This is a genomic window from Lutispora sp. QWL-02, from assembly GCF_058315355.1.
Map to the genome: position 1 here is coordinate 137,323 of NZ_CM177762.1, position 20,771 is coordinate 158,093.

The window sequence follows — 20,771 nt, forward strand, 5'->3', positions numbered from 1 at the left end:
TCAAGCTAATTTTTCAATCTTGGATCTAATGCATCCCTTAAGCCGTCGCCTATCAAGTTGAGTGATAAGACAGCTACCATAATAGCTAGCCCGGGTATTGTAACCAAATATGGATAATATCTCATTTGGCTGCGCGCACCAGATAACAATGATCCCCATTCAGGAGTAGGCGGAGTGATTCCCAAACCAACGAAACTCAAACCCGCTATACCTAAAATTGCACCAGCAACATTTAATGAAGCTTGTACAACAATAGGTCCGATAGCATTGGGTAAAATATGCCTTGCAATTATTCTTGCATCACTTGTTCCACAGGCTTTTGCTGCTTCTATAAATTCTTGCCCCTTGATCGACAATATTGCCGATCTCACTATGCGGGCAAACTGTGGTATCCTTGACATGCTCATCGCAATTAAAATGTTTACAATGCCTTGTCCAAGTGCCGCAACAACAGCTATTGCCATCAAAATGCTTGGGATTGCCAAAAAAACATCCATAATACGCATCAGGATATTATCAATCCTGCCACCGTAATAAGCTGCCAAAGACCCAATTAACGAGCCAAAGAACAATGAAATGATTACCGTTGATAAACCGACTAACAACGATATCCTTCCGCCATAAATCACTCTGGCAAACATGTCCCTCCCATACATATCTGTCCCGAATATGTATTCTTTTCCCGGGGATATTAGCTTTTTTGAGATGTTCTGCTCAATTGCAGCATCATAACTTATAAACACTGGTGCCCCAACAGTAAAAATAATCGTTATAGCAAATAGGATCAAGCCGAACATTGCGAGTTTATTCTTGCTAAACCTAAACCATATTGCTTTAAGTTGGCTGCGTTTTTTAATGTTTTTAAAATTTACTCCCTTTTCAAAATTAACCTCCATAGCCACCTACCCTTTCGAAAACTGTGTCTTAACCCTAGGGTCAATATAGGTATATAAAATGTCGACCAATAGGTTAACAAGACCACCAACAAAAGCAATTAGCAGCACTGCACCTATAACTACCGGTGCATCCTTCATTTTTACCGCTTCTACAACTAATGTTCCTAGGCCATTTATTGCAAAAACGCTCTCTGTAATTACAGCTCCGCCCAATAAAATTCCAAAGTTTATACCTATTACTGTAACAACTGGCAGCAACGCATTTCTTAATGCATGCTTAAATATTATCCTTTTTTCAGAAGCCCCTTTTGATTTAGCTGTCCTTATATAATCTTGCCTTATCACCTCTAGCATGGTTGAGCGTGTCATTCTTATCAGTGTAGCAAGGGTTATGGAAGACAATGTTATTGTAGGCAGTATAAAATGTATCCATGTGTCAGCTCCTGTAGTAGGCATTAAATCCAGCTTTAGTGAAAATATCAATATAAGCATTAATCCAAGCCAAAATCCCGGCATTGATGTTAATACTAATGTTGTGATCAAGCTAACTGTATCTATTATCGTATACTGCCTCACAGCCGATATAATTCCTATCGGAATTCCCAGAATTATCGCAAATGAGATACCGCATAATGCCAGTTTTACAGTAACTGGGAAACGAACCAGTATCTCTTGAGAAGTGGGAGCCTTGGATACATAAGAGATGCCAAAGTCACCCTTGCATATCCCGAGAACATATTTGCCATATCTGATAAAGAAGTTTTCGTTCAATCCCATCTCTTCTCTTAACATTGCAACAGCTTCTTCCGTTGCGCCTTCACCAAGCATGAGCCTGGCAGGATCACCCGGAGTTAAATTTAAAATAGAGAATAAGATAAAAGATATTCCCACCATTACCGGTATCATTAAGAATAACCTCTTCAAAATATACCTAAACATTTTGCCTCCTAACATGTTGCAGGCATAGAAATGCCTGCAACATTTTTGCATCAGTTCTTGTTAATTATTTCCAATCTGCGTAAATATATCTACGCAGATTATCAGGCCTTAATTCCAACCCTGTTAAATTTGTATTAGCCGCTAATGTTCTTTTAGCCATAAACAATGGAACAAGCATTGTTTCTTCCTTTATGATTTCGCAAGCTTTAGCATATATTTCTTTCCTTTTCTCAAGATCCAGACAAGCTCTCCCTTCACTTAGGAGTTTGTCCAATTCCGGATTATTGATCCCCATGTAATTTCCTTTGCCTTTAAGGTTTTCGCTGTGGAAAAAAGAATATTGACAAAAATCAGCATCGGGAACCTTAGCTACTATTGCCCAGAATGTAATATCAAAATCACTCTTATTTGTTACATCATCCATATATTTGCCACGTTCCATAATTTCTATTTCAATATTTATTCCAATCTTTTTTAACTGTGCCTGAATGATTTCTGTAGGCTTAGTGTATGTAGGAGAATCAATAGTCTTCATCTTTACAGTAAATCCATCGGGATATCCTGCCCCTGCAAGCAATGTTTTTGCTTTTTCAAGATCATATGGATTGGCCTTGAAGTCAGTCGGATATTCGGGGCATGACATTAGCAGCGGGGCCTCCAATGGTGAAGCCATTCCATTCTTAGCTCCATCAATTAATTCCTGCCTATCAATTGCGTAGCTTACTGCTTCCCTTACTCGCTTGTCTGCAAATGGTCCTTTTGTGTTGTTAAACATAATATTTAAGAACGCATTTGAATCACACTCTGCATATTGAAGCTTCTTGTTATCGATAAGTGATTGACGTGCTTCTTCAGGGGTATTACTATCAATGATATCAATTTCACCCTTCTCTAATGCAATAAGAAGAGTACTGGGGTCAGGAATCTGTATATAAGTAATCTTTTTAATTGCAGGCTCACCGGCATAATAGCCGCTGAATGCTTCCATTACTATTTTTTCACCAGGTATCCACTCTTTAAGTACATATGGCCCCGATCCGATTGGACTCTTTCCATATCCATCTTCATCAGCTTCGATAGCCTTTTTGTTCATAATATATAAAGCAGTAGTAGTAAAACATTTTAATCCAGGACCGTAAGGATATTTGAAATTAACCAATACTGTTTGTTCATCAACCTTTTCAGCTTTATCAATTGCAGATGTCATAATAGTTACAAACGGAGATACTGCGGCTCTATTAATTGAGAATACAACATCTTCAGCTGTAATGGGATCTCCATTATGGAACTTGATATCAGGTCGTAATTTAAAAGTAATTGATTTAGCGTCATCAGCAAATGTCCAGCTTTCAGCAAGTGCAGATACTATCTCACCGTTATAATCTCTTACAAGCCCATCAAAAATCTGAAATTGAGGAGGCATAATATCTGCTGTTTTAACAGTATCTAGAGTTGAAGGTAATTTTTGAATACCGCATATTAAATCATCACGTTTTTCTGATGCTGCAGCATTTTCTCCGGAACCACTAGCGGAACCTACATTACTTGGCTGCGACGAATTACCGGTGCAAGCAGTAAGTGTAAATAACATTGCTACTAGTAATAGACAGGAAATTAATCTTGATTTTTTCATGCTTATATCCCTTCCCTTTCATTAACTGTTTTTTAGAAGATTCAATAGTTAGTAAAGTAATACCACCTCCTCCTATTATTAAGCAAAGATCTTTTATAAATAGATCAGCTTTCCGTTTTTATAAACCCTTCTCACATCACGTAAAGAGCTAATATCAGATAGCGGGCTTGTATCAAGTACCAAAAAATTAGCCTTCTTGCCTTTATCGATTGTTCCCATAATGCGATCTACACCGACAATCTCTGCAGAATTCCTTGTAGCTGTGCAGATAGCTTCCATAGGTGCCATTCCAGCCTCCACCATTAAAACCAATTCCATATATGTTTCGGAATGCAAAGCATAAGGCGTGCCGGCGTCTGTTCCCAGCCCTATTTTTACTCCTGCTTCCATTGCTTTTTCAAAACTCCTTAAATGATGCTCTCTGCATGCTTTTGCCTTATCAAGTGCAAACTTTGGTACTCCTGCTTCCAAGCCAGCCTTTATAATAAAATATGGTGCAGCCAATGTAGGCACATATGCGGTATTATTTTTTAGCATCATTTCAATGGCTTCATCATCCAGCATAATACCATGCTCAATAGAATCAATCCCTGCCCGTAATGCATTTTTTATTCCCTGTGTCCCCTGTGCATGAGACGCTGTCCTCTTACCTGCCCTATGCGCAGCTTCGACAGCTGCCCTTATCTCAGCTTCGGTAAGCTGCTCCTGGCCAGGTTGCTCACCATCAGCCATAATCCCTCCAGTTGCCATTATTTTAATGAAATCCGCGCCGCCCCTTATTTGTTCCCTGGCGGCCTTCATAACATCGTCAACACCGTCACATTCTCTCCCAAGGTTCCAGCCATGTCCACCTGTCATGCACAGGCATTGTCTGCATATATACATATCCGGGCCTTCAAATATTCCTTCTTTCAGTGCCTGTTTCAATTCAACTTCGACTAGCTTTCTGCCATTCATGTCTCTGACAAAAGTTACACCTGATTTTAAATGCTGTTGCAGATGAACCATCCCGCGAATTGCAAACTTTGCGGCACTTTCATGATTCAAATTTGCTGGATGTCCTATAGGAGTAGATAAACAATGTATGTGTATATTAAACATTCCTGGCATCACTGTTTTGCCAGTTAGATCTTCAACTACATCAAATGAACATTTATTAATTCTATCCGAAAGCTCATTGACACGTCCAACTTCAATAAATATATCATTCTCAACTATAAAGTAGCTATCAGGTATAACCCTGGAACTTTTTACGTCAATTAAATCAAAGTTTTTGTATAGAACTCTTGACATATCGATATTCTCCTTAAGCTTTAAAAAATGTTTCTAGGACTTTTGTTAGGCAAATTTGATTTATAAGGCCTCCCCTTCGTATCCTCCAAAAATTCCGCCTTTGCACGCTCACAAATGCTATTGTCCTCTAATATCTTAATTGAAAAATAAGCTAAAATCTTTGCTCCTCGTATCATTCCCTTCTTCGCGAAAGCGTGATTGGTCATAGCAGTTGTAACCCAACTATGTACCTGCGCTCCAAGGGGGAAGCATACTGTTCTAAACGATACACCCGGACAAATATGGTTTACATCACCAACATCCGTTGATCCTCGGTTATAATACAATGGGAATATACCCTCTTGATACAATGCATCTTCGGAAGTTTTATATTTTTTCCTGTTGCTGGCTGTGATTTCCGGATATATTGCATTTATTTCTTCGATATATTGAATTTCCTCATCCGTATAAGGTTCTGGAGGGCATGCTCCGAATGCTTCATATAATACTCCTTGCAACACTCTATTATTCAATGCATTATATGCGCAGCCCAAGAATTCTTCTTCGAAGGCAGTTTCTGTCATCAAAGCAGCTCCAGCCGCTATTTTCTTAATCTTTTCGTAAAGTTCCTCAACGTCTTCTTTTTCATCAGCACGCAATGAATACCATACCGTCGCAGTATCAGGAATCATATTAGGTGCTTTGCCGCCATCTGTAATGATGTAGGAAATGCTTGTATCTTTGCCTACATGCTCTCTAAGATAATTAGCACCTACATTCATTAACTCTACAGCGTCCAATGCACTTCTTCCATCTTGAGGATTTTGACCTGGATGTGCGGTTATACCCTTAAAATGGAACTTACCCTGGCAAATTGCTATAGATGTAATCCCAATAGTATTACAAAGCCCGGGATGAAAATGAGCATTTATATCTAAGTCATCAAAAACTCCTTCTCTTGCCATGTAACACTTTCCATTCCCACCTTCTTCTGCGGGACACCCATAATATACTATTGTTCCTTTCAGCCCCCTTGCTTCCATCTCTTCTTTTACTGCAATAGCGGCGCCCAAATGAGCCACACCCAGCAGATTATGGCCGCAGCCATGACCAGGCGCTCCTTCAACAAAAGGCTCCTTAGTACTCTGCACTTTTTGGCTCAGACCAGGCAGAGCATCATATTCACCCAATAAACCTATCTTGGGATGACCTTCGCCCCAGGAGGCTTTTATTGCAGTAGGTATTCCTGCCACGCCTAACTCTACCTCGAACCCATTTTCTTCAAGTACCTCGGATATCCATTTGCTTGCCTTTACTTCTTCAAAACCCAGCTCCGGATTCAGCCATATATTCTGAGCCAGATTTTCCAAATCTTTTCGCTGCCTGTCGATACTCTTTAATGCAATTTCACCTGCCATTTTTAGACCTCCAATTTTAATTGTTTGCCTTTTATAGTGCAAACATTATGCCATAAGTCAGAAAGCCTCATTTTGCTATGTTCCGACCGTCCCCTGTTGCAAATAAGCGCCGTTACAAGCATGTAAATTTTACGCAGCCAGTAAAATTTACCGATATTTGAGTGACATTTTCCCGGATATGATATATAATTAATAAAACCAGAGGCTTGGCCTCTGACTTATATTGGTTCAATCTCCTATATCGATTCTACCGAACGAAAACGGTTTCTCCGGCTTTATCAGAAGTCCAAATAGCTGGGAGGTCTAAAATGAACATAAACAATAGAAAAAGCATAATAATGCTGTTATTAGCCCTTTTGTTGCTTCTTTCAATGCCATCGGCTGCTTATGCATTAAACAAAGCATACGCGGCAAATAAAACATACAATGCTGCTGTAGTTCCTTTTGCTCCTCCCTATCAATATATACAGGATGGCAAAATAGTCGGAGCACATGTTGAAATTCTAAATAAAATAGGAGCTGTCCTTAAAACAGAATTTAAGTATATCCCATATGATAACTATACAGAAGCTGTCAAAGCATTAAAAAATAATGATGTCAGCCTGATACTCGGCATACCCCTGAACCAAAAGGACAAATACAATTTGATATATTCTGCCCCTATATCCCAAGACAACATAAGCATTATGTCTTACAAAAACAAAGTGGATATTACCAACTATCCGCTAAATTCATACGCTTATTCTGCCGCAACAGAAAGAAGCGTTGCCGATATCAATGAAATAACACCGATCATCAGCCTGCCCTGCTGGATTTCATCCACTACCCAGGAAGCCTACAATGTATTTAAAAATCAAGATCTTGATATGTTGATCGGACCTCGCGCCTCGCTCAAAAAATTGATGTCCGAAAGCAAGGATTCTAAGAAATATACTATTTCAGATAACTATATCGCTACGATCGACTATGGCATAGCAATGAACAGCAACAATAAAAATGTGCTTCAAATCATCAACGATGAGATTTTTAAGCTAAAAATCTCAGGCAATATGGACCGCATTCTTAACAAATGGATACCTAATGAAAATATTTCAAAAACAGTATTCAGGACTTATATAATAACTTTTATTTTTATATGCGTCATAGCATTAATAATCATCTTCGTTTCGCTGCGGCTAAGTGTTTATCTGAAATCACAGATCGATGCCAAAACAAAGAGCTTGCAGGTTTTGAACAAAGAATTGGAAGAGCAAATATTAAAGGTGAGAAATGCAAATGAGCTGAAAGAATGCCTTATTGAGAATCATAATGAGGGGGTCGTCGTTTTCAACAAAGAGCGCAGGATCACTATATTCAATGATAGGGCAAGAAAAATTATCGGCCTTAATTTTACTCCTACCGGCTTAGACATCTTTCAGATCAGCCTTTTTAACCATCTTTTAGAGGACATCAAAGAAAATATGTTCGATAAAAGCATCAATTTGCTTAATCAGATAAAAAGTATCACAGACGATCTGGGCAATGTCAAAACATACGATTATAACATTTTTCCTCTTTTTACATCGGATAATAAAGTGCGTGCGGTAACTTTAATATTTGATGATATCACTGAACAGCAGAACCTGGAGAGAGAGCTGCATGAAAAGGAAAAGAGTAAATCCCTGAACAGAATCGTTGCGGGAATGGCTCATGAAATAAGAAATCCCTTGACTTCGATCAAAACATTTATTGAATTGCTCCAGGATAAAAAGGATGACGAATTATTCCAGCAGAAGCTGGCTGAAATAGTTCCGAGGGAAATCGAACGGATAAACTCACTTATTACAAATCTGATAGAGTATGCGAAACCGGAAAAAATAGAATACCGACGGACAAACCTCAAAGAAATAATACAAGATACCATTGAGCTGCTGAAGCATTCAGTAGAACAAAAAAATGTAAGCCTTTCCTATGAATGCGATAAAAATATTTTTATTAATGTAGACGAACAACAGCTCAAGCAAATCTTGATCAATTTTGTGATCAACAGCCTGGACGCCATTATTTTAAGCGAAAAGGCAGAGGACAGGCAGATCATTATAAAAGCCTCCAGTGATGAAGCTTATGCATATATATCGGTTACAGACTTCGGTATCGGGATGACAGAACAAGAGGCTAGAAATTGCATGGAACCATTCTACTCCACAAAATGGAATGGAACCGGATTGGGCATGTATATCGCCAAGCGCTACGTAGAAAGAAACAACGGAACAATGTCCATCGAGAGCAAAAAGGGTGAATACACAAAAATATTTTTAAAATTCCAATTGATTTAGGATTAAGGAGGGCATGTAACATGAAGAAAACCATTCTTATAATTGATGACGAAATTGGAATATGCACATCCTTAGAATTTGCATTGAATTCGAAATATGATGTAAAGTCAGCAACAAATTCCAATAATGCGTTGAAAATGCTTAATAAGGAAAAAATAGACCTCTGCCTGCTGGATCTCAAGCTGGGAAAAGATAACGGGATCGACTTGCTCAAAAAAATAAAGAATAGACTTCCTGATATGGTAGTCATTATGATGACGGCATACGGCACGATTGAAACTTCGGTAGAGGCAATGCAGCAAGGCGCATACACATATTTGATAAAGCCTTTAAGCATTTCAGAATTGAATATAGTCTTGGAAAAAGCTTTTGCATATCAGGATTTAAATTACCGTGTGGGCTATTTGGAAAGCGAATTGGAGGACAGATATGATCGCAACGGCATCATAGGCAAAAGCCCTCTGATGAAAGATGTACTCAAGCTTGTAGACAAAGTGAAGGATATCGACAGCAGCATCCTTATAACCGGTGAAAGCGGAACGGGAAAAGAGCTTATTGCGCGTGAGATACATTACTCAGGTAAAAGGGCTAAATATCCCTTTGAGGTGGTCAATTGCGCTGCAATTCCGGAAGGATTGCTGGAAGAGGAATTCTTCGGGCACAAAAAAGGAGCTTTTACAGGAGCGATTGAAAACAAAAAAGGCAAATTTGCTTTAGCAAACAACGGGACAATTTTTTTAGATGAGATAGCCGAATTATCATACAATCTTCAAGCAAAGCTATTGCGCGTCCTTCAGCATAAAGAATATTCGCCTGTCGGAAGCAACGAAAAGATTTCTCTAAATATTCGTGTGCTCTCAGCCACAAATAAGGACTTAAAAAAATGCATTGAAGAAAAGACCTTCAGAGAAGATTTATACTTCAGGCTGAATGTCATAGAGATCAATCTTCCACCATTAAGAGAAAGAAAGCAAGACATCTCCCTGCTGATAAATTATTTCATTAAGAAATACAATATAGACTTCAAAAAAAATATTACTTTAATATCAGATGCAGCCGAAAAAAAGCTTTTGAAATACAATTATCCCGGTAATATCCGCCAATTGGCCAATATTCTCGAATATGCGGCAGTGATGGCAAACACAAATACGATAGAAGAGGAAGACCTTCCGGCAGACATAATAAGCTATAATAGCGGGAATAAAATCATAGATAAGGATGAGCTCTCCGACCTTAGTTTAAAGGAAGTCGAAAAAAAAGCGATTGAATCTGCGCTTCAGGCAAATAAGGGCTATCGCAAAGCTACCGCTGAACAGCTGGGAATAAGCCTAAAAGGCTTATTCAACAAAATAAAAGAATATAATATTGACACAAGCCAATATATAGAATAAGCATATGTGCTGCAGCATGCATAATTAGAATGGTATAGCATTTTGAAGGGATATTGCTTATCTTTGGAAAGCTCCAAAGCTCCTACCGATTTCAAAGATTCCTTCTTCTTCATTGTTGGTCATCGGTTTGTAGCGATATAGCACTTTCTTAATTGTTATACTAAAGGGCTGGATTATAATAAGTAAAATTAACATCCAAGAAAAAATACTCATAACATCAATCTGTGACCTATTCAAAATATATTAAATACAATAAATATAACTAATAGGTTCAGATAGGAAATATATAATTGCCGCAGTAAAAACAATTACAAGAATATGTATTATCTGATCAAGAGAGTATGCTAATGCATCTAATTTATCATCTATAGTTATTTTCTTTTTTATAAAAAAATTCAGTAAGTCAACTATAAAGTGAGCTATGGAAATGATAACAGTCCATTTTAATAGTTTAAGGCTAAACACCAGAATAATTACAAACATCATTGAAAACAAGTATATTACACCATGCTTCAATAATTTCTTGATTGATTCATCCTTGCCTATTGCCAATTCAGAGTACTGTAAATAGAAATCACCTAATGCATGTCCCATTAAAAACAAAGTCAAACAACCTTAGCCATCAAGCTCTTCCCTTCCCTTGCTTAAAAAAAGTTAACTGTGTCCATTGCAGATTTATAGGAATAGAACTCAGCATTATTCAGTGCTTTATTTACGCTCTTTTATTTTTTTGAGTCTACTATATCACCAATAACAGCAACATATTTGTCATAGAAAAAAAGAAAAACATTTGTAAACTGCACATATGCTTATTCTGTATGATCTGCGGTATCTGAGGGGTCACCGGAATCCAGAGCCGGTGCGGCTTCCTCCACCGGCAGGGCCTCCACATCCTTCAGCTTTCTTTCGATGGTTCTGGATTTTTTAGTAGCGTCCTCAATGGTCTTGCTGGCTTCGTGAAGCTTTTTATTAGTCTTTTCCAATATATCTCCAAATTTTCCGAACTCGCTTTTCACTGCTCCCAAAAGTCCCCATACCTCAGAAGAGCGCTTCTGTATAGCCAAGGTTCTGAAACCCATGGATAAACTGTTTAAAAAGGCTGCCATAGTGGAAGGGCCTGCAATGTTTATCCTGTATTTTTCCTGGATATGCTCTATGAGGCCGGCTCTCTTGGCTATCTCTGCATAAAGACTCTCTATGGGCAAAAACATGATGGCAAAATCCGTGGTAACAGGGGGATTTATATATTTGTCGCTTATCCTCCTGGCCTCAGCCTTTATCCTGTTCTCAAGCTGCTTTGCGGCTTCCTCCATTGCAGAAGCATCCCCTATTTCAGCCGCTTCAACCAGTCTTTGAAAATCCTCCTGAGGGAATTTGGCGTCTACGGGAAGCAGCACTTCCTCCCCTTCTCCTCCTTTACCGGGAAGGCGAATAGCAAACTCCACCTTTTCCTGAGTATTCCTTTTCGTAGAAATATTTGTAAGGTATTGCTCGGGAGTCAGTATCTGCTCCAGTATATTCCCAAGCTGGATTTCACCCCATATGCCCCTGGATTTTACATTGGTGAGAACCTTCTTCAAGTCCCCCACTCCCAAGGCTAAGCTCTGCATTTCCCCTAAGCCCTTATGTACCTGCTCAAGCCTCTCACTGACAAGCTTGAAGGATTCTCCCAATCTCTTCTCCAGTGTATCATGAAGCTTCTCGTCAACTGTAGCCCTCATGGCTTCCAGCTTTTCACCATTATCCTTCATTATGCTGTTCAGCTTCAGCTCCAGTTCCTTCCTCATGGCCTCCAGCTTCTCTTCGTTGCTCTCCGCCAGCCTCGCCATGCGGGCATCTATTGAATCGGCCTGCATATGCTGCAGCTTGGACATCTCATTGATCCTTGAGATCAATGAGTCGCTCAGGTTCCTCGCTGAATTGGATGCTTCCGCTCTGCTCAGGCCCATTTCATCCCTTACAGTCTTTTCTGTTCTATCCAATAATTTTTCTAAATATGCAATTTTGTTTTCTATAGACAGATGGCTCTCTTTCAGCTTTTCCGCCCTTTTAGCGGCGCTGCTTCTCTCGGCAAATACCAGTATCAATACCAGCACACCGGCTATAAGGCTTCCTATCATCATCAAACTTTCCATTCTTTCACCTCGTTTACGCTACTACGACTCTCGATTTGCTGCCTGTCATGCCAGGCGTTACTTCGATCCTTGCCCTTATTCTTTCTTTAAGCTCTCCCACGTGGGATATTACACCAACCAGCTTGCCTGTTTTTTGGAGCTCCAAAAGACATTGTATAGATTTTTCGAGAGAATCCTCATCCAGGCTGCCGAAGCCTTCATCTATAAAGATGGTATCCAGGCTTATGCCCCCTGCATAGGACTGTACCACATCAGACAGACCCAGGGCAAGGGACAGGGATGCTTTGAAGCTCTCTCCTCCTGATATGACCTTGACATGGCGGGGCTGCCCCGTATAATAATCATATATCTCTATTTCAAGGCCCTGCTGTGCAGCACCTTTCTGCTTTTCCTTTATTCGCGATAATTCAAATCTGCCGTCCGTCATCTTCACAAGCCTTTGATTGGCTGCATGGATTATGTCGTCAAAATAGGCTGCCAGAACATATCTCTCAAAGCTCAGCCGCTCTCTGTTATTTCCCTTGGCCATATTAGCCAGATGTCCAACCACTCTGTAGATCTCTTCCTGTTTTCCTATCTCTTCTCCTGTATCCTTCATATTGCTCAGCAGGGCTTTGTTGTGCATCAGCCTGGCAAAATTCTGCTTTATTTCTTTTTCCAGGCCGGCTTTGCTGAGCTTCTTTGACTCCATCATCTCGTTCAGCTCTCCGGTATTGACAGGCTTCAAACCTTCTATGCTCTTTAAGGCCTTGTGGAGCCTGTCTCCTGCAGATTTCAGCTCCTCATTATATCTTCTTATTTCCTCCTCAAGGGCTTCCATTTCCTTTTCCTCAAGCTTTGCTGAATCATATTCCTGTTTATCCCCAAATCCTACCCTTAAAAGGGCATCTGTAAACCTCTTTTCTGCTCCCTTATGTTCTTCCTCTGCAGTTTCCAGGTTTTTTCCCTTGAATGCTCTATTTTCTTCTTTTTTGGTCATTTCGATCTCTGATCTTCTGTAGGCTTCCTGAGCATTTTTATAGCTTTCTTCCATAGCTTTGCATTCTTCTTCACAGCTCTTTATTTTCATCAAAAGCTCATCCTCTTGTTTTATGCCCAAAGACAGCTCGCTCTCCACCTTGGACAGCAAGGCCTTTGTGCCTTGAAGCTCAGCATATATATCCCTGTATTCCCCATCCAGGCTTAGAGCCGTATCTTCCTTTTCCTTTTGGGCTTTTTCCGCCAGATCCAATTTCTCAGCAAGCTTATCCTTTTCTTTACGCTTCTTATCCGCCTCTTCCCTTTTAGACTTCAAGCTCAGAAGTGTTCCTTCATAAGCTTCAGTGACAAGCTTTAAATTTTCTATTTCTCCCAGCACTTCTCTCAATTCCAGTTTTATTTTATCTGCGCTATCCCTTTGAGCTTCCCCTTTAGCTCTTACATCCGCAAATTCATCGGCTGCTTTCCTCAATTTTTCGTTGAGATCATCATAAGCTTCTTTAGCTGCTTTCAATTCTCCCTCTGAAGGCATGCCCGAAAGAGGCTGCGCCGGACTGGGATGATGGAGAGAACCGCAAACGGGACAGGGTTCACCCAAAGTTAAGCCTTTTGCTAAAAGCCCCGCCTGGCCTTGGAAAAATAATTGGCTCAGCTTTTCATATTTCTTCTTGCTTTCTTCATAACCTTTGTTCAGTTCTTCATATAAAGCCTTTTTCTTTCCGTACTGCTGCCTTAAGCTTTGAAGTGTTTTATTCTCCGCCTCCAAGCCTTTCAGCTTTTTTAAGATTTCCTCCTTCTGGGCTATATCCTTTGCATGCTCTATATATTCCAGGGCCGCTTTATTGGCGATATCGATGCCATGATTCAGCTTTTTGATCTCTTCCTTTAAAGCTTCTATTTCCCCGCTGTTCTTTTTCCTTGTGCTTTCTTTTTCTCCAAGCTCCTTGTTCAGTTTCTCCAGTTCCGATGAAAGCCTTCCATACTCTTTTACCTTATCGATATCCTTCTTGAGCTCTGCGGCTTTATACGCAAGCTCTTTCCTTGCGCTTTCCTTGCCCTCCTCTTCCTTCAGGGAGTCCCTGCATTTATTAAAGCTCTCCGCAGCAGCTGCAAGAGCAGATTTGGATTCCTCATATTCAAGAATGGCTTTATTCAAATCTTCCCCGGACTTTTTGCATTGCTCTTCAACAGATTTTATGAGCAGAGCTTTTCTCGCTTTCTGAAGCCTTTTTTCTTTTTCCTCCCAGAGGCTTTTACTGCTCTCTAATATATTTAGGTCATTTTCGGCGATTTTTCTTTCTTCAAATCTGTTGTTTACCTCGATACCCTTTACCAGAGTTTCCTGGAGCTTCTCCAGTTCATTGCTCATTGTCTCGGCTGCTTTTTCCAGCCTTTTCTCTTCTTCATCATCTTCCTTGATCAAATTCTTCAGGTCTTCCATTATTTCATAATGGTTAACATCATCTTTTTCTGCCTTCGCTCTTAATTCTTCCTTCTTGCCCCAGTCTATGCCTTTGATATAAGCGATTTCCTTTTGAGTCAAAGCCTCAATAGCCCTTCTCAGTTCCCTTGCATTATCCTCCAGCTTCTCCTGGATCATCTGGAACTGCCAGCTTCCGAAGATTTTCCTCAGTATCACTTCCCGCTCCTTGCTTTCAGCCAAGAGGAGCTTTCTGAATTCATTCTGAGGTATCATCACTATTTGCTTGAACTGCTCATAACTTATTCCCAATAAATCATTTATCTTTTCATTTACTTCCCTGACCCCTGTTGTTACTTTCTCTCCCAAGGCCTTAAGTTCGGCCTCTGCCTTCTGCTCCGTATAGCCTTCTCCTCTTTCCTTCCTTTTCTGCTGCTTTGGGATTCTTTTTACATAATAGCTTTTACCTCTGAGCTGGAATTCCAGTTCAACGAAGGTAAGGACATCATCCTTGGCAAAGTGGCTTCTCATGCTTTCGCCGTCTCTGCCCTCTCCCGAAGCGCTGCCGTACAAGGCATAGCATATGCCGTCAAATATAGTGGTCTTGCCCGCTCCCGTAGGCCCGGTTATTACAAATATGTTTTGCTCCTCCAAAAGCGAAAAATCTATGGTTTCAACCCCCGCATAGGGTCCGAAAGCCGACATGATAAGCTTAATTGGCTTCAAGGTCCTCACCTCTCTTTTCCACTTCTTCAATTATCTTGGCCAACACTCCTGAGCTCTCCTGGGCCAGCTCCGTATCGTTTATGTACTTATAGAACTCTGAAAAAAGCTCCAGCTTTGATTTGTTTCTTGAGGTTTTGGCTGAAAGAAAATAGTCACCCTTGCTGCCTCTATCCTCTACCTCCAGCAGCATCACGTTGGGGTATACGGATTTCAGCTTGCGCATGGGGTCCAATAGCTCGCCTTTGTCCGTCAATATGGCCTTTATGTAATCTTCTCTGTTTGCAGCATTATATACAACCGGGTCTGTCAGGTGCTTAAGCTCTCCTCTTATTATCCTCATATCCCTCATAGGAACCAGCTCCCTGAAGGCTATATCTGCAATGCCCTTTTCATCTATATTGATTATGTTTACGCCTTTTCTCTGCTTTACCTCAGAAAATGAGTATTTCAGCAAGGAGCCCGAATATCTGATATTTTCATTTCCGGCCCTTTGAGGGCTGTGGAGATGCCCCAAGGCAGTGTAGCAGAAATCATTGAAGAGCTCATAGCTTACCATATCCGTGCCGCCTATGGAAAGGGGTCTTTCCGATTCGGAAGTCTCGGGCTCCTCGGAACCCCTGACATATCCGTGAGTTATCATTATATTCCTTTCATCCTTGTCCATGGCAGCCCCTATTCTTTCTATCATGGCCTTCATGGCATCCTGCTGGCTCCTGATGCCGGGGTCTTCAAATATATCTCTGACCACAGCCGCATCTGCATAGGGCAGGAGATAAAAGTTCACAGGCCCGTATTCATCATTTAGGGTAATCTTCGTTGCATCTTTTTTCAGGACCCCTTCTATGTATAAGCCCTTGGTTTTAAGTATGCCGCTGCCGAAGTTCAGCCTTTCCGGGCTGTCATGATTGCCTGCCACTGCCAGGACCGGAATGCCATGCTCCAGGACTATCTTTGCCAAAATCTTATCTAAGAGCTCCACAGCTTCCACCGGTGCGACGGAGCGGTCATAGATATCGCCGGCAATTATTACCGCCTGCGGTTTCTCTTCGCAGACTATATGTAAAAACTGATCCAGTATGTACTCCTGATCTTTTGTCATGTGGTATTCGTTGACTATCTTTCCTATATGCCAGTCACCTGTATGGATTATCTTCATCATATCCCCTCCCCGCTTGTTTATCATATGATATCTAAGAAAAGCGGCTTCCTTTTTTATATCAGGAAGCCTCTTCTATCTTTAGCTGAACGCCATTATTTCAGTTTTTAGCTTTTATATAGCCCGGAGGTTCTGTTCACATCTATTACAAATATTACACCTTTGCCCGGGTCTTCAATGTGTATCCTCTCTTTTATTGAATTCACTATTGCTGTTGTCTTTTCTGATTCCGATAAAATCAATATGATGTCCTTTTCCGGTTCTATTTCGACATTGAACAATTTTGCCGTGTCCTGAGTGCCGGAGCCTCTGCCGTGAATTATTGTTCCTCCTGTGGAGCCTGCGGATTCCGCCGCTTCTATAACCTCGTCCGACAGTCCTTTTTCTACTATAATAAATATGGCTTCATATTCCATCTTATCTACACCTCGCCTTTTTGGTTTTGATACATATTCGCATCTGTTAAAAACAGCCAAATTGCTTATTGGAACGGAAAAGGTTATCCCGTGATTGGGCTTATCCAAATTAAATTTTTTTGTGAGCTGATCATGAAGGACTTCCACCAGGCTGTCTTCGACGACCATTATAAGTATCTCTTTTCTCACTTCATCAAGGCCTAAGATATTAAGCAATTGATTTTTTATCGTTCCCTTACCTACAAGAAAAGTGCCCCCGGTTACTCCTAGCTCTTTAGATGCTTTTAATATTTTGCTTCCTTCTCCAAAGTTCACAATCACACAGAATAACGAGAACTCCCTATCTTTTAGCATCATTTAGATCAATGCCCTCCTTTTTTGCTTTAACTTTAAACATAAGCCCCAGCAATTGCAAAGCTACTAACGGCATCATCGCAACCATCGCTATAACGCCAAACCCATCCACTAATACATTGGCTGTCGGAATGGCAGTGGCAGCCCCCTGTGCAAAGGCTAATATAAAGGTAGCTGTCATAGGGCCTGATGCAACCCCGCCGGCATCATAAGCTATACCGACAAATATAGGCGGCACCCTGTAGCTCAAAAATGCAGCTAATGCAAACCCGGGCAGCAAGAAATGCCATAGCTTTAATCCCGGTATCATTATCCTCAGCATAGACATGCAAACGGCGAAAGCAATACCCGCTGACAATGCAAACAATATTATTTTCCTTGGAATATGTCCTGCTGTCACATCTTCAACCTGTTTTGTCAGAACATGTACGGCAGGCTCAGCAAGCACAACCATCATACCTAAAAGAAATCCTACCACGGGAACCACCCAGGCATATTGGAGGCTGGCTATGCCGTATCCCATAACTCTGCCAACCTCCATAAAGCCTGCATTGACTCCTGTCAAAAACAGTCCAAGACCTGCGTAAGTGTAGGCAAGACCCTTTAATATTCTGTTTCTTTTTTTTCTATTCAGTTTAAATTTCAGAAAATCAAAAATCAAAAATAATACGAGCAAGGGCAGCAAAGTGATGACCGATTCCCTCATGATTTTGGGAAATTCCTCTAAATAAGGTCCCAAAATTCCGCTGTGGGCGCGGAAGACTTCCGCTTCCCCTACAATTTTATCTGCACCTGCGATTATATTCATTATCATGACTGCAAGAATAGGTCCCGTCGATGCGATGCCTACCAGCCCAAAGCTGTCTTCCTCAGATGTTTTGCCGCCTTTTAGCTGGGAAACACCCAAGCCTAATGCCAAAATGAAAGGCGTAGTCATAGCTCCCGTTGTAGCTCCTGACGCATCAACAGAAATAGCCAGAAACTCCTCCGAAACCCATAGGCCCAGAATCAAAATGATAAAATACACCAGTGTAAGCAGCTTATTCAACGGTTTTTCATATAAAATTCTTAATAGTCCTATAGCTACCATAATACCTACTCCTAAAGAAACAACAACAAGGATCAGAGAAGCAGGAATGGTCCCTCCGCTGGCGCTGCTCACTTCATTGGCAAGGATCTGCAGGTCTGGCTCAGCTATGGTAATGAAAAAGCCTAAAATAAGCCCGAGAATAGCAACGGAATGAGCTCTATTAGTCTTTGCCGCTTCTTCTCCCATAAGGCTTCCTATAGAGGTTATGCCAATATCAGCTCCTAATAAGAATATTCCCAATCCGATAATAACCAATACTGAGCCGATAATAAATCTGATCAGCATATCTGTTTCTATAGGCACCAAAGTAAAGTTCAGTATGAGCACCAACACGCTTATCGGTAAAACGGATGATAAGACCTCCTTAAATTTTTGAAGCAGTAAATTCAAATAATATAGCCTCCTCTCTAAATCCCCCAAGCACGTCCTATAATAATACATCAACTTAGAGATTTTATCCTGTAATCCGAACTTTTCACAACTATATTCTACTATAGTTATTTATATTTGTGCAAGGCAATAAAATAGAAGGCTTATGTGCATTTTACTTTTTTTAGGCATAGCACTGATAAGCCATAGCATCCATGTATAGTCACGTATAGTATATAAAAATTGATGACACTAATTCACTGAGCCTAAGAAAATCCTACGCTTCCCAAAGGTCATCCGTGGCCTGGAAAGCTTGCTCGGCGTCCGTGCCTCGCCTACGGCTTTTCTAAGGCTCAGCTCATAAGGGTCATTGACAATTTTTATATAAGCATACTTAGTCTATACATGGATGCTATTTCACTGCAGCGCAATATATAAAAGTTACGAGAGCTAAGGTAGCCCGCTGAGGTCATATGGGAACGGAGAACACGGATTATAACTGTCTATTTTAACTAATTCCATATCTAAGCCGGTTCGCAACTCGCATTCCTGTGGTGATATGGCATTAAAAAAACATTTCCGTGTTTTTCAGTGCAAAATTCCGTGTCTTTCAGTGGTTTCCGTCCCCCGGCCTGCTCAGATATACATACCATTCTTCTTATAGCTGCTGTATCAACAGCCTAAATGGAAGGCTGCTATTTGAACACATTAGGTTCCACCTGATTCCTTCCTTTATCAGGGTGATTCAGGGGATACAGGGCAGGGCCTTCCATTATGCTTCCGTCATAGCTGAACCTCGAGCCGTGGCACGGACAATCCCAGGATTTTTCTCCATCGTTCCACTGAAGCTCGCAGCCCATATGGGTGCAGGTTATATCCAGAAGGTAAAGCTTCCCGACTTCATCCTTATAGACACCTGTCCTTTTGCCTTTATATTCTACGACCTTGCCTTCGCCTTTTTCAATATCTATTTCATCATCAGGATTTTCAATTTTACCTGATATGAGCTGCATGGCCACATCTGCGTTTTGTGCGATGAAGGTTGCAGCAGCAGTACCAGTAGCGGCTCTTTGAGGACTATAGATACCCTCCCAGGAGCTTTTCCCTTTGATTATCAAATCCTTAATGATTATAGCTGCAGCAGTTGAATTCGTCATTCCCCACTTTTTGAATCCTGTTGCAACATATATGTTAGGAGTATTGGAAGTGAGTCTTCCTACATAAGGTATTCCGTCCAATGTGTAATAATCCTGCGTGGACCAATGATAAAGCTCCTCTTTTACGGTAAACATGGTTCTTACAAGCTTTCTCAGATTCTCATAATGAGTGGAGGTCTGTTCTCCGTGAGCGGTTTTGTGGGCTTCTCCGCCGAAAATGAGTATCCGGCCTCCTTCGTGAGACTGGCTGCGAAGGGTCATACCGGGTGTATCAATATTTATAAACATACCATCCGGAATATTCTCCTCGACCTTAAAAGCCAATAGATAGGATCTGGAAGGATACATTCTGGCAAAATACATTCCTTTTCCGTCATAAAAAGGATAATGCGACGCTATTATCACATATCGAGCTTTCACTTTTTTGCCGCTAAGGGTTTTAATTGTACAGGTTTCTCCTTCATCAATATCTACAGCTCTGGTATGTTCAAATATATGAGAGCCGTCTCTTGGTATACCTTTGGCTAATGCCAGCACATATTTTCTCGGGTGGAATTGAGCCTGACCGGTAAATCTGACTGCTCCAAGCACCGGAAAAGGCAGAGGAGTTTCCAGTACAAACTCTGCAGGTATTCCGAGACTTGCGGCAGCCTCTGCTTCCTTTTTTATTTTTTCTACAGAATTTTTATCCTGTGTAAAGACATAGGCAGACTTTAGCTCATAATTGCATTGAATATTGCCGCTCTTGACCATATCCGTCATAAACTTTACAGCCTGCTGGTTCGCATCTGCATACTGCTGAGCCAGCTCTTTACCAAAGGTTTTTATTGCTTTATCATATGTCAATGTATGCTGTGAGGTTATCTTCGCAGTAGTATGGCCTGTGGCGGCCTTGCATATCTTGTCGGCCTCGATGACGGCTACCTTGAAGCCTTCTTTTTTTAATAAATAGGCAGAAGTTATGCCTGCCAATCCTCCTCCTACTATCCCTACATCTACGCTTACATCCTCCGTTAATTCCGGATAGTTAGTATCTTCCGCGGTGCCGATCCAATAGGGTATTGTGTTTCTATCCATAAAAAAATCCCTCCTTACTGCTAATCACC

General features: G+C 40.9%; 14 protein-coding genes. 2 read left to right on the forward strand and 12 right to left on the reverse strand.

What is annotated here, in order from left to right; translation table 11 throughout:
- Nucleotides 1-5 precede the first annotated feature (5 nt).
- The 5 genes from AC4HCY_RS00580 to AC4HCY_RS00600 form a co-directional block, all read right to left on the reverse strand.
- Nucleotides 6-896, reverse strand: a complete 891-nt coding sequence (locus AC4HCY_RS00580) for an ABC transporter permease (RefSeq protein ID WP_255226441.1) — start codon at nucleotides 894-896, stop codon at nucleotides 6-8.
- Between the two features lie 6 nt (nucleotides 897-902).
- The gene (locus AC4HCY_RS00585) at nucleotides 903-1,835 is read right to left on the reverse strand and encodes an ABC transporter permease (RefSeq protein ID WP_255226440.1); all 933 of its coding nucleotides are present in this window, start codon (nucleotides 1,833-1,835) and stop codon (nucleotides 903-905) included.
- A 64-nt stretch (nucleotides 1,836-1,899) separates the two neighbouring features.
- Entirely contained in the window at nucleotides 1,900-3,468 is a 1,569-nt protein-coding gene (locus AC4HCY_RS00590; protein WP_323432618.1) for an ABC transporter substrate-binding protein, read from the reverse strand.
- Nucleotides 3,469-3,561: 93 nt separating this feature from the next.
- Nucleotides 3,562-4,761, reverse strand: coding sequence for a metal-dependent hydrolase family protein (locus AC4HCY_RS00595; RefSeq protein WP_323432619.1), 1,200 nt, complete (start codon nucleotides 4,759-4,761; stop codon nucleotides 3,562-3,564).
- Nucleotides 4,762-4,781: 20 nt separating this feature from the next.
- Nucleotides 4,782-6,158 carry an amidohydrolase gene (locus AC4HCY_RS00600; RefSeq protein WP_323432620.1) on the reverse strand — a complete coding sequence of 459 codons (1,377 nt, stop codon included), beginning with the start codon at nucleotides 6,156-6,158 and terminating at the stop codon, nucleotides 4,782-4,784.
- A 308-nt stretch (nucleotides 6,159-6,466) separates the two neighbouring features.
- Between AC4HCY_RS00600 and AC4HCY_RS00605 the strand changes: the two genes are divergently transcribed.
- Both AC4HCY_RS00605 and AC4HCY_RS00610 read left to right on the forward strand, forming a co-directional pair.
- The gene (locus AC4HCY_RS00605; protein ID WP_491095160.1) at nucleotides 6,467-8,473 is read left to right on the forward strand and encodes an ATP-binding protein; all 2,007 of its coding nucleotides are present in this window, start codon (nucleotides 6,467-6,469) and stop codon (nucleotides 8,471-8,473) included.
- Nucleotides 8,474-8,493: 20 nt separating this feature from the next.
- Nucleotides 8,494-9,864, forward strand: a complete 1,371-nt coding sequence (locus AC4HCY_RS00610) for a sigma-54-dependent transcriptional regulator (RefSeq protein ID WP_255226437.1) — start codon at nucleotides 8,494-8,496, stop codon at nucleotides 9,862-9,864.
- 243 nt (nucleotides 9,865-10,107) lie between these two features.
- Here AC4HCY_RS00610 and AC4HCY_RS00615 read toward each other — a convergent pair whose 3' ends face one another.
- From AC4HCY_RS00615 to AC4HCY_RS00645, 7 genes are all read right to left on the reverse strand, one after another.
- Nucleotides 10,108-10,458: a DUF3307 domain-containing protein gene (locus AC4HCY_RS00615; RefSeq protein WP_491096060.1), complete on the reverse strand. Its 351-nt coding sequence runs from the start codon at nucleotides 10,456-10,458 to the stop codon at nucleotides 10,108-10,110.
- A 215-nt stretch (nucleotides 10,459-10,673) separates the two neighbouring features.
- Nucleotides 10,674-11,999 carry a DNA recombination protein RmuC gene (locus AC4HCY_RS00620; RefSeq protein ID WP_323432623.1) on the reverse strand — a complete coding sequence of 442 codons (1,326 nt, stop codon included), beginning with the start codon at nucleotides 11,997-11,999 and terminating at the stop codon, nucleotides 10,674-10,676.
- Between the two features lie 13 nt (nucleotides 12,000-12,012).
- Nucleotides 12,013-15,153 (reverse strand): SbcC/MukB-like Walker B domain-containing protein, encoded by a 3,141-nt coding sequence (locus AC4HCY_RS00625; RefSeq protein WP_491095161.1) that lies wholly within the window; start codon nucleotides 15,151-15,153, stop codon nucleotides 12,013-12,015.
- Complete coding sequence (locus AC4HCY_RS00630; protein WP_491095162.1) at nucleotides 15,110-16,282, reverse strand: exonuclease SbcCD subunit D; 1,173 nt, start codon at nucleotides 16,280-16,282, stop codon at nucleotides 15,110-15,112. The genes AC4HCY_RS00625 and AC4HCY_RS00630 overlap by 44 nt, the downstream gene beginning before the upstream one ends.
- A 104-nt stretch (nucleotides 16,283-16,386) precedes the next feature.
- Nucleotides 16,387-17,052: a P-II family nitrogen regulator gene (locus AC4HCY_RS00635; protein ID WP_255226431.1), complete on the reverse strand. Its 666-nt coding sequence runs from the start codon at nucleotides 17,050-17,052 to the stop codon at nucleotides 16,387-16,389.
- Nucleotides 17,036-18,529: a DUF1538 domain-containing protein gene (locus AC4HCY_RS00640; RefSeq protein ID WP_491095163.1), complete on the reverse strand. Its 1,494-nt coding sequence runs from the start codon at nucleotides 18,527-18,529 to the stop codon at nucleotides 17,036-17,038. Before AC4HCY_RS00640 ends, AC4HCY_RS00635 begins: the two co-directional genes overlap by 17 nt.
- Nucleotides 18,530-19,203: 674 nt before the next feature.
- Nucleotides 19,204-20,742, reverse strand: a complete 1,539-nt coding sequence (locus AC4HCY_RS00645) for an FAD-dependent oxidoreductase (protein WP_491095164.1) — start codon at nucleotides 20,740-20,742, stop codon at nucleotides 19,204-19,206.
- Nucleotides 20,743-20,771 lie beyond the last annotated feature (29 nt).